An 11531-nucleotide genomic window follows, 5' to 3' on the forward strand; every position below is an offset into this window, starting at 1 on the left:
TGTTATGGCGTGAGAACGAAGTGCTCTTGGCGCATGGCGTCCGGGGCCGTTAGCATGAAATGAATAGCTGAACATCCGGCATCCACTGTGGGGCCGGGTGGCGTTAGTTTCTCTGTTCAGGATCGGGTTTTCTTACCATGAGCAACCAGCCGTACCGTACCGCACTCGTCACTGGCGCATCCTCCGGCATTGGCGCGCAGATCGTCCGCCGCCTGTCGCAGGAAGGGATTGAGGTCCATGCCCTGGCGCGTGACGCAGCACGGCTGGAACAGTTGTCGCAGGAAACCGGCTGCGTCGTGCATGCGGTCAGCGTATCCGACCAGGCCGGGATCGAGGCGCTGATGAAGGGGCTGGAGATCGACATCCTCGTCAACAATGCCGGGCAGTCGCGCACGGGCAACATCACCAATACCACGCCCGAGGATATCGACGCGCTGGTGGACGTGAACCTGCGCGCTGTGCTGCAGCTGACCCGGCTGGCGGTAGCGGGCATGATCGCGCGTGACCGCGGGCATATCGTCAACATCACCTCCATTGCCGGGCATTATGCCTTTGCTGGCGGGAACACGGTCTATCACGCGACCAAGGCGGGCGTGCATTCGCTGTCGCAGCAACTGCGCTGTGACCTGTTTGGCCGCCATATCCGCGTGACCGAAATCTCGCCCGCGCGGGTCGAGACCGAAGTGTTCGGCCGCCTGATCGGCAACATGGAAGAGGCGAAGAAGCGTTTCTTCGATGAATACGACTCCCTGCTGCCCGAAGACATCGCCAATTCCGTGGCCTTTGCCGTCATGGCGCCGCAGCGCATGAATGTCAGCTTCATGGAAGTGCTGCCAACCATGCAGGTCGTGGGTGGCCTGAACTTCGCCAAGAAGACATCCGGCGCGGCGTAAGACCAGTGGATCTCACGCATGTCAGGCGACTGATCGACCTGCTGGCCCATGCTCCGGTCACGGAGCTTGAGGTGGAGGAGGGCGGCTGCCGTATCCGCATCACCCGTGGCGACAGGGCACAGGCTGCGCCTGCGGCGGCATCCGTCGTGTCCAGCGCGCCGGGCATGGACACGGCTCCCGCATCTGCCGCGGCAGATACCGCCCCGTCCCCCCCGGCGGAGGTGGTCATCGCCGCCCCGTCCTATGGTGTGTTCCATCTTTCGCCTTCGCCGGGGGCGCCGCCGTTCGTCACGGTGGGACAGGCCGTGCAGGCCGGTCAGGAAGTGGGACTGGTCGAGGCGATGAAAGTGTTCAACGCCGTGCGCGCCACGCAGGCGGGCGACATCGCAGCCGTTCTGGTGGAAGACGGCACTGAAGTGGAGGCAGGCACCCCCCTGTTCCGGTTGGCATGAGTGAGATCCCACGTTTCAGCCGGGTGCTGATCGCCAATCGCGGCGAGATCGCGCTCCGTATCCAGCGCGCCTGCCGCCAGCTTGGGCTGGAGACGGTGGCCGTATATTCCGAAGCCGATGCCGACAGCCGCCACGTGCATGAGGCCGATATCGCCCTGTGCATCGGCCCGGCTGCCGCCGCGCGCAGTTACCTCGACCCCGACGGGCTGCTGCTGGCGGCCCGCCTGACCGGAGCGCAGGCGATTCATCCCGGCTACGGCTTCCTGTCGGAAAACGCTGATTTCGCCGATGCGGTGGAGGCCGCTGGCCTGACCTTCATCGGTCCGACGGGGGCCTCGATCCGCATGATGGGCGACAAGATTACCGCCAAGCGCGCCATGCGTGACGCTGGCGTGCCCTGCGTGCCGGGATCGGACGGGCCGCTGCCTGCGGACATGGATGCCGTCAGCGCCATTGCGGTGCAGGTGGGTTTTCCTGTTATCGTCAAGGCATCCGGTGGGGGAGGCGGTCGTGGCATGCGTGTGGTCGAGCGTGAGGCCGATCTGGCGCAGGCCGTGACCCTGACTGCCAAGGAAGCCCAGCAGGCCTTTGGTAACCCGACGCTGTATCTTGAACGCTTCATGCAGAAGCCGCGTCATATCGAAATTCAGGTCCTGTGCGACACGCATGGCACCGCGCTGTGGCTGGGCGCGCGCGACTGTTCGCTGCAGCGTCGGCACCAGAAGGTGCTGGAAGAAGCATCCGCCCCCGGCATTGCGCCCGAAACCATTGCGGAAATCGGTGAACGCTGCGCCGAAGCATGCCGGCGCATCGGATACCGTGGCGCGGGCACGTTTGAATTCCTGTATGAAGACGGCGTGTTCGCCTTTATCGAGATGAATACCCGTGTACAGGTCGAACATCCGATCACGGAAGAGACAACGGGCATCGACATCGTGGCCCAGCAGTTGCGCATTGCGCAGGGTGAACCGCTTGGCATCGCGCAGGTGGATATCCCGTTGCGGGGCCATGCCATTGAGTGTCGTCTCAATGCCGAAGATCCGTTTACCTTCATGCCCTCGCCGGGCACCATCACGCGCTGGGACCTGCCCGGTGGACCGGGTATCCGGGTCGATACGCATGTCGTGGCGGGTTACACGGTGCAGCCCTATTATGATTCACTGATTGGCAAGATCATCAGTTACGGCGCAACCCGTGCGGAAGCCATTGCGCGGATGCGGGTGGCGCTGACGGAAATGAAGGTGGAAGGGGTGTCAACCAATATTGCCCTGCACCGCGACCTGCTGGCGGATCCGGCGTTCCGGCGTGGTGGGGTGGATATCCACTATCTTGAACGCTGGCTTGCACAAAGGACGGCCCCATGACCAACCGGTCCGAACAGCTGGTGCCCCATTTCGACCGGCTGCCAGATCCCGAACAGATCGGGCAGATGGCGACATGGCTGGCGCAGGCGGGGCTGGAAAGCCTGGAACTGACCAACGAGGCGGCGGGACTGAAACTGCTGATCCGCGTGGACCAGACCGCTGTGGCAGCTACCGTTCCCCTGACGGGCGCTGCGTCGCAGCCCGATGACGGGGCAGGATGCGTTGCGGTGAAAACGCCGTATTTTGGTCATCTGTGTCTGGTTCATCCGCTGCGCGATACACCTTTTGCCCCGGTGGGAACAAAGGTGACGCAGGGAGAGACTGTCGCACTCCTGACACTGGACAGCCTGCAGGTGCCGGTTCCTGCGCCGGTATCGGGCACGGTGGTGGATGTGACGGGGCAGTCCGGCGCGCTGGTGGGATATGGTGCGGCAATCATGCAGATCCAGCCCGACTGATCCGCGCAGGTTGAATGTCAACACTGTCCGTAATGCAGTATTCGCTGCGTTCGGGGTGTCTTCTTTATCGTAGTGTTGTGCGATTGGCGACGTTCTCCAGATATGACTTCGCCCGGTTACTGGTATTATTCTTGATGTGGATAGACCAAAATGGTTGATATGCCCCCAGCAGCACAAGAGGCCGCGACCTGCATGCCCGTGGATCAGACCGGGGCGGGCGGACCGGGGACAGGACAGTCCGGTTGTCGCGTTGAGCGTGACCTGCTGGGGGATGTTACCATTCCCCCCGGTGCCCTGTGGGGTGTGCATACAAAACGCGCGCTGGATAACTTTCCCATAAGTGGCACGACAATCGGCAGTTTCAGCGAACTGGTGCAGGGGCTGGTGACCGTCAAGCAGGCGGCGGCACGGGCCAACCTCGCGCTTGGCTATCTGGACCGCACGCGCGCCGGTGCCATTGATGGCGCCTGCCAGCGCATACTGGAAAACCCGGCCTATCGGGAGCAGTTTGTCGTGGATGCCATGCAGGGCGGGGCAGGCACATCCACGAACATGAACGCCAATGAGGTCATTGCCAACGTTGCCCTCGGGATATTGGGGGAAAAACCGGGCGCATATGACGTGCTGCACCCTAATGACCATGTCAACATGGCGCAGTCCACCAACGATGTTTACCCGACGGCACTGCGCTTGGGTCTGTTGCTGGCGGTCGACCCGCTGATGGCAGCCCTTGACGGACTGCATGGGGCGCTGGATGAAAAGGCCCGGGCATTTGATGGGATCCTGAAGGTCGGTCGTACGCAGCTGCGCGATGCCGTGCCCATGACGCTGGGGCAGGAATTCGGGGCGTTCCGCACAGCTGTCGCCATGGAAATTCGCAGCATAAGGGAACATGCCGCCGCCTTTGAACAGGTCAATCTGGGGGGCACGGCCATCGGGACAGGGCTGAATACCGACCCGCGTTATGCCGCGACCGTCATGGCGGAACTGCGCGCCCTGACCGGGCGGCCCATGACCGGTTCGCCCGATCTGATCGAGGCAACATCGGATGTGGGGGCCTTTGTCCTGTTTTCCGGCGCGCTGAAGCGTCTGGCGCTGAAACTGTCGAAAATGTCGAGCGACCTGCGCCTGCTGTCCAGCGGGCCGCGAACGGGGCTGGGTGAAATCGTACTGCCGGCGGTGCAGGCCGGATCATCCATCATGCCGGGCAAGGTGAACCCGGTCATACCCGAAGCCGTCAATCAGGTGGCCTATCTGGTCGCGGGCCATGATCTGACCATTACCATGTGTGCCGATGGTGGGCAGTTGCAGCTTAATCCGTTCGAACCGATGATCGGGTACTGCCTGTTCACATCCATCAGAACATTGCGCGCCGCCATCGAAACACTGACCACACGGTGTATTGACGGGATTTCAGCCGATCAGGCGCGGTGCCGGTACCTGTCCGATATCAATATCGGCATCATTACGGCGCTGGTGCCGGTGCTGGGTTATGATACCTGTTCGACCCTTGCCAGGCGTGCTCTGTCGGAAAACCGCAAGGTGACGGACCTGATTATGGAGGGAGGACTGCTTTCCCCCGAACGGCTGTCGGCCCTGCTGCGGCCCGATGCGCTGACCCGCCCCAACGTGGGACGACAGACAGGTTGAACCGTTAGCTGAAAGGCTGTGTTCCGGGCCAGTTATGCGATGCCGCCATGGTCTTGGCCAGATCAATAAGCACGTCACGCACCGCCACCGAGGCCTCGGTTTCCGGAATGATTTCAGGAATGCACAGTGAAACGTCTTCCTGAATGACCGGATTGCGCAGCGGATAGATGCGCGACTTTCCCGGCGCGACAATACGGCTGGCAACGGACCATGGCAGGATGGTGGCGCCGATGCCCTGCTCTATGGCGCCCTGCAGGGTAATCAGCGCCTCGATCTCGGCGACTATGCGCGGTTCAAGCTGCTTGCGCATGAAGGCCATGTCCACGCTCTTGCGGACAAAATTATGCCTGGGTGGCAGGAGCAGGGGCGTGTCGGCTATGTCAGCCAGTTGTACGGCACCCGTTTCATCTTGCGGGAATTCCAGCACATGTGGGGCCAGCAGGAAGAATTCTTCCTTCATCAACGGGGTGAAAACGACCCCCTTGATCGGCCCCGCGCCGTGAATGACCGCCATGTCCAGCCGCCCTGTCATGATCAGTTCGCTGTAGATGTCATCAAAGCTTTCAGTCAGGTGCAGCGTGATATCGGGCAGGCGCGCGCGTACGCATTCCAGCAGTTTGACCGACAGCGTGGAGCCCGCGCTGTAAGGTGACAGTCCGACCGATACCTTGCCCACCAGAGGACCCGCGCCCCGGGTTATTTCCACCATGGCCCGGTCGAACTGCTTGGTCAGGGTCTGTGCATGCCGGTACAGTTCCGCCCCGGCGGTGGTGGGTGTGACACCGCTTTTGCTGCGGATGACAAGTTTCTGCTTGAAGGCGTTTTCAAGCGTGGCCAGTTGCTGGCTCAATGCAGGCTGGGCAATATTGAGCAGATCGGCCGCACGGGAAATGCTGCCCAAGTCAATGATTTTAATAAAAGCCTGCAGTCGCCGTATATCCAACTGGAACTCCGTTACATGTCATGGGCTTTATTTCATTGATAATAGGGATTTTTCTTACGTTGTCAATATATTGTCATGCACGGGCATGACGTTATGACGCAATAACGTTTCCGCCCGGTGGCCCGGTCATGACCGGGTCGATCCGGTTCCGGAACAGGAGCCCTGATACTTGCCGTAGCCGTGTCGAAAACGCGACACCGCCAAAAACAGGAAGAATTTTCAATTATATAAATTGTTATATCCAAGTAAGCACCCGCCTGGCTTGCGAACATATCAATAATCCATATGACGCCACATCGTAACGAATGCGCATCATAAACCTGCACATGTTCGTTACGAAACGTCCGGTTCGAGTTTCAGGGGGGAAGGCAGATGTCAGGCTTATCAAAGCGGAAGTTATATCTGGTGGCTGGGGTCGCATTCGGTACATTCGTGCCGGCCATCGGCGAAGCCGCGACCGCGTCTGTTTCATCCCCGGAAAAGCATTATCGGGTGGCGGCCCATAAAAAGGCGCCAGCCGCAAGCCAGGCCGCGCCTGCAGCCCTGCGCGCGTCCGCCCGACCGGAAGAGATTCATGTGGGCGGTCACCAGACCAATTCCATCTTCTCGCCGGGGGCGGCACGGCACAGCACCACGCAGGTTACGGTCGTAACCGGTGCGGAACTGCTGAAAACCGGCCAGACGAATGTGCTTTCCGCGCTGGCGCAGGCCAACCCGGCCATTACTACCGCGGCCCTGCCGGGCGGTGGCGCAAGTTCGTTTGTCCAGACCATGCAGCTGCGCGGACAGTCGCCCGATGACACGCTGATCCTGGTGAATGGCCACCGTCGTCATATCGGCGCAAATTTCAATTCCAACGCGGGTACCAACTGGGGCAGTGAACCGGCTGATATCTCGCTTATTCCCATTACGGCGATTGATCATATCGAAGTCATTACCGAAGGCGCGTCCGCGCTGTATGGTCAGGATGCCATCGCCGGTGCGGTCAATATCGTGCTGAAGCGTGATACGCATGGTGGCACGATCAATTTCAAGAACAGCGGGTATTACGCGGGCGACGGGCAGGCGCTGGACGGTTCGGCCAGTTACGCCATGGCGCTGGGCAATAAGGGCGGCTATCTTGACCTTGCGGCACAGGTCACCCACCAGCTGCCCACGACGCGGGGCGGTGATTTCTATGGCACCCTGTTTTCCGATGCCACGCGCAATGCAACGGCGGACCGTAACGTGCAGCGTGGCCTGGGGCTGCCCAAGAGCACGCTTGAGACGCTGAGCGAAAACATGTCCGTTCCCTTCGCGCACGGGTTCAGCTTCTACAGCACGTCCACCTTCTCGCACCGTCGCGCCAACGTGGCCGAAACATACCGCGCCAATTCGGGGGCGGATGAATGGGTCATCCCGTCGCTTTATCCCAATGGTGACCAGCCCTACATCACCATGGACCAGTATGATTTCGAGACGGATAATGGCATCCGCGCGCGTAAATTCGGTTTTGCATGGGATGCGTACGTAACCTATGGCCGTGACCAGCAGAAATACGGCACCAAGGATTCAGAAAACGCCTCGTTGTTGTCGGACGGGTCATACGCCTATGACCCTACCCAGACATCCTTCTATGACGGTGAATCAATTTCGTCCGAACTGACAACCGGGCTGCGGGGATCGCGTTCGTTCCACACCGGCCTGCTGCCGCGTGACATCAACCTGAAATTCGGCGCGGAATACCGTCACGACACCTTCCAGATGACGCAGGGTGAAACCGCGTCATGGGGCGGGCAGGGGGCAACCGATCACCCCGGTAACGTGCCCATGGCGGTCACGAACCAGAACCGTGATGTATATGAAGGTTTCGTCAACCTTGATTTCTACATCACCAAGAAATGGGAATGGACGCTGGGCGGTCGTGTTGACAGTTACAACAACCTGGCAACGGTCGAGACCGGGTCCATCGGCACGCGCTATAACTTCAACAAGCGCTGGGCCATCCGTGCCAACATCAATTCCGGCTACCGTCCGCCGACGCTGGGTGAAATGTCCTATTTCTATTCAGCGCCGTATCCCGGCTATACCGTCGATCAGGTGCCCGCGAACAGCGCCATCGCCAAATATCTGGGCGCTGGTAACATGAAGGGCGAGTATTCGCGCAGCTACACAATCGGTCTTGACGCGACGCCGGTAGATGATTTCCATATCACGGGCAACCTGTACTACATCGCGATCAATGACCGTCTGGGCAGTACCCAGTCCTATACGGTTGACCAGAATGACGCCACGTTGAAGCAACTGCTGGCAGCTGCCAATATTTCGAGTGCGACATCCCTTTCATACTATGCCAACCTTTATAACACCCAGACGTTTGGCGGCGATCTGAGTGCTGACTACACGCTGCATACGCACCGCTTTGGCAAATTCCGCTTCGCCATGGGCATCAACTTCTCCGATAACGAGATCCGTTCCGCCCGCAACAACCTGGTCAACGAATACACCAAGGAAATGGTCCTGCATTCCGCGCCCAAAAATCGCGAGCAGATCAGCGTGAACTGGCAGTACAAGAAATGGTCGGTGTTCGTGCAGGAAATGCGGTATGGCTCCATCACCTACATGGCGGCCCCGACCGGCGCCGGCGCCGTGCCGTTTGAACAGAACCCGGCCTTCATCACCAATCTGGAAGTTGATTACAAGCCTATCCCGCGGTGGACCATAGGTGTCGGCGCCAACAACCTTGGCAACAAATATCCGACCCGTATTTCCAGCGCGATTGCCAATTCGCAGCAGGGGCTGGCGAAATATGCGTCCTACTCGCCTTACGGGTTTAACGGGGGGATGTATTATGTCAAGACATCCCTCGATTTCTGATAAGCATCCTGAAATACAGGAGAAGTATAACCGGAAGCAGACTGGCAGGCCGGACATGGCTCTTGCGTAATTCGATGGTTCGGGTGAGTTGTCTTTTCAGGCATCACCCGGACCATTTTTTTTGGATGCACACCTGAAGCTCCCTGTTTGTCGAGGCCGTGCGGCATCGCCATCATGCAATGCCTCTGACGATGTCTGTGCTGCCGGGATGACCGTAGCGTGTCCAAATGGATTTCCATGCGTCTGGCAGTCGATCGCCAGAAGGATCCACTGCACACTTCTCCGTGCAGGTCAAAACAGTGCGGGATCTGTAAAAGCGCGTGCCTCTGGCCAGGGGAGGGTTCAACTCCGAACAGATCACGACAATCCATGCTATTGTCGATACCCCTGTGGTGATGTGTCTGATGGATTGGAATATTGCACGCATGTTATTCTATAGCATCGGCGCGCGTGCATCGCTGGTGATGCTGGCAGGGTACAGGTATCCCTACCGTGTGTTTGAAAAGACGGCTTACGAAACATCCTGTAAATTTTCAGAAATATTAGATAATTTCCATTTTTTATCAATAAGTAGTTTCAATCCGTTTCTAAAATTGACCTTGTAGACGATAAAGATACTGTAAATGCCTTGTTGTGAGGGACGATGGCATACATGCGGTTACTTTTGATACCTGCCATCATCCCTCTCTCCATTGTCCGGTCAGGCTGTAAGACGGGACATATCGGTATTGACGTCGGCACTGTCTTCAATGCCGTAGGGACCACCAGCCAGAATTTCGAGACAGAGCAGCCCCATTGTCGCAGGCCGCCGGTCCCCAAGTTTCAGGACGGATCGTCCATTCGTCCATCGACAGGGCACGCTATTGGATGCATTCCCGCCGCCATGCCAGTCGAGGGATGTTTCGTCCGTCAGGTGGGACGTGATGGTGCGCGTGATATTGCCTTCAAACAGTCTGATATTTCCAATCAGAACGCCCAGTTGGCGGCGGTCATCTACATACGGGCCTATCATGTCAGACGGGCGTGCAGTACGCGACATGATGCGGACGTTATGCACATCGGGCGGGACCATGAAGAACACCTTACCATTGGCTTCGCGTATTCTGGGAATGATGGTGTGTGCATCGGTCATCAGGTAAAGATCGGGGTCGTTACTCAACATGGCTGCTGCGGACTGGCTTTCCAGTCCGGCCGCCATGGCCCTTGCCTCGATCTGGCGAAAAACAGGTTCAACAAAATCGCGACTGACGCCAAGCGGGGCTGCTGCATCACGTGACCAGTCGTGAATTTTCCCCCCGATCCGGATAACCTGCCCAGCCTGCTGGAAAGCACGGCGGTTTCCTGTATCAAGATAGCTTTCGGTCAACATGCCATCAGCCATGATGATTGCATGTTCCTCCAGTTCGATATGGTAGTATTCATAAGACGTAATGGAATAATCATATAAAACCGACCGGCCATTCACAAGCATGCGTGCGGGGATGAACCGACCGTTGAAGAACAGGCAGTGTTCAGTCGTAATCAGCATATCCTTGTATGGCACGCCGTCGGAAATGGCGTTCTGGCGGATACGGACGGGATAGCCTGCTTCGTCATCGGCCACGCCTGCGCGCACGCTTGCCTGCGCCTTGCCTGCCCAGACCACCGTGCGTGGGACGTGTTGGCCATTGACCAGCGCAAGAACGGTGTCGTTTTCCTTAATCTTTTCCACGGCGATGGCGCCATCAGGGGTGGCGATCATTGATCCCGCCAGGAAACAGACCAGAACGCCGTTATCCCCCGTGCTGTTCATGGGGGTGGTGCTGATATACAGGTTCCCATCACTGGTGGATTGGAAAAGATTATGCTGGGTTGCGTAGTCGTAAAAATCCCCCTGCACCTGAATGGTCTGGCCCGTGGTCGTGACAATGTCGGTGTCGCTGCCTGATTGCGATACGGATGCGATGGCGGTTGCATCCGGTATTTCTATGGTGGCCCCCGGCTGGTCAAAACCATTGATGCTCGGGAATTCCAGAATGGACACGTTGGAACCGGGCGTGATGATCAATGTCCCGCCGCCCGTACCAAAATTGACCGATGACGCGCCCAATGCAGCGATGGCAGATTCGCCTTCCACCTGATTGATCATCAGGGTGCCGCCATTCTCGATATTATAGGTGGCGCCCGACAGGGCGGAAATGGTGTCCTCTCCCGACATGGAAATCGTTCCACCATCGGCTGTAATGGTTGCTCCAGTCAGGGCACCGATCAGGTTATTGCTCAGGCCATCCACCGTAACATGCGCGCCTTGGGTCGCTGTAACGTAATAGGGATCCGCCAGGCCAAGCAGGCTGGGAGCAAAGGATATATTGGCATTTACATCAGATCCGGAAACGGTCGCGCCGCCGCCGCCAAGGGAAATCACGCCCAGTACGGGAACGGCAGGGACTATGGTGTAATCCCCGCTACTGGTAATGGTGTTATCATATCCATAGACTAGAGACATGTCAGTATCCTATTGGCGGCAAGGCGATATGGAATGTGGAGGTGATTCATTAAGTGAGTAATACATTTATATTTGTTATTATTTGGCACCGTGGAGCGTAATATAAAAATATGACCAATAGGTAAATGGCAGGCGAGAGCGTATGGCGGTGATGCCTGTTTGTAGAGCGACCTCATTAACTTTATATAAACCTGCATATGGAATAATAAAAAAGAGAAAAATTATTAGACCCTGTTAGCTCTTGAAATACTTCCCATATTATATGAATGGGAAAAAGAGATGGAACAGGCACTTTCACTGATGAAACATGGGTGATCTGGGAGCGCCTGATTGAGGCGGTTCGCCCAAGGGGCAAGACGCCGCCACATGATCTGCTGCGGACGATAGCAGCGATTTTCTGGCGTCATGAGAATGGTGCGAAATGGCGGAG

Annotated in this window: 8 protein-coding genes; 6 read left to right on the forward strand and 2 right to left on the reverse strand. The window is 58.1% G+C overall.

Annotated elements, in window-relative coordinates:
- The first annotated feature begins 137 nt into the window (after nucleotides 1-137).
- The 5 genes from B7449_RS16310 (at nucleotide 138) to B7449_RS16330 (ending at nucleotide 4817) form a co-directional block, all read left to right on the forward strand.
- Nucleotides 138-893 carry an SDR family oxidoreductase gene (locus B7449_RS16310; RefSeq protein ID WP_039732953.1) on the forward strand — a complete coding sequence of 252 codons (756 nt, stop codon included), beginning with the start codon at nucleotides 138-140 and terminating at the stop codon, nucleotides 891-893.
- A gap of 5 nt (nucleotides 894-898) precedes the next feature.
- Complete coding sequence (locus B7449_RS16315) at nucleotides 899-1345, forward strand: acetyl-CoA carboxylase biotin carboxyl carrier protein (protein WP_039732954.1); 447 nt, start codon at nucleotides 899-901, stop codon at nucleotides 1343-1345.
- Nucleotides 1342-2709, forward strand: coding sequence for an acetyl-CoA carboxylase biotin carboxylase subunit (accC, locus tag B7449_RS16320; protein WP_039732955.1), 1368 nt, complete (start codon nucleotides 1342-1344; stop codon nucleotides 2707-2709). Before B7449_RS16315 ends, accC begins: the two co-directional genes overlap by 4 nt.
- Nucleotides 2706-3167 (forward strand): acetyl-CoA carboxylase biotin carboxyl carrier protein, encoded by a 462-nt coding sequence (locus B7449_RS16325; RefSeq protein WP_039732956.1) that lies wholly within the window; start codon nucleotides 2706-2708, stop codon nucleotides 3165-3167. The genes accC and B7449_RS16325 overlap by 4 nt, the downstream gene beginning before the upstream one ends.
- 150 nt (nucleotides 3168-3317) lie before the next feature.
- Nucleotides 3318-4817 (forward strand): aspartate ammonia-lyase, encoded by a 1500-nt coding sequence (locus B7449_RS16330; protein WP_082084921.1) that lies wholly within the window; start codon nucleotides 3318-3320, stop codon nucleotides 4815-4817.
- A 4-nt stretch (nucleotides 4818-4821) separates the two neighbouring features.
- On the opposite strand, the gene B7449_RS16335 is transcribed toward B7449_RS16330, so the two are convergent.
- Nucleotides 4822-5760 (reverse strand): LysR substrate-binding domain-containing protein, encoded by a 939-nt coding sequence (locus B7449_RS16335; protein ID WP_039732957.1) that lies wholly within the window; start codon nucleotides 5758-5760, stop codon nucleotides 4822-4824.
- A gap of 372 nt (nucleotides 5761-6132) precedes the next feature.
- Here B7449_RS16335 and B7449_RS16340 point away from each other — a divergent pair, with 372 nt between their 5' ends.
- A complete protein-coding gene (locus B7449_RS16340; protein WP_199858379.1) occupies nucleotides 6133-8616 on the forward strand; it encodes a TonB-dependent receptor plug domain-containing protein in 2484 nt (827 codons plus the stop codon).
- A gap of 700 nt (nucleotides 8617-9316) precedes the next feature.
- On the opposite strand, the gene B7449_RS16345 is transcribed toward B7449_RS16340, so the two are convergent.
- The gene (locus B7449_RS16345; RefSeq protein WP_039732959.1) at nucleotides 9317-11101 is read right to left on the reverse strand and encodes a Hint domain-containing protein; all 1785 of its coding nucleotides are present in this window, start codon (nucleotides 11099-11101) and stop codon (nucleotides 9317-9319) included.
- Nucleotides 11102-11531: the final 430 nt, after the last annotated feature.

This window comes from Komagataeibacter intermedius TF2, from assembly GCF_000964425.1.
Classification (GTDB): domain Bacteria; phylum Pseudomonadota; class Alphaproteobacteria; order Acetobacterales; family Acetobacteraceae; genus Komagataeibacter; species Komagataeibacter intermedius.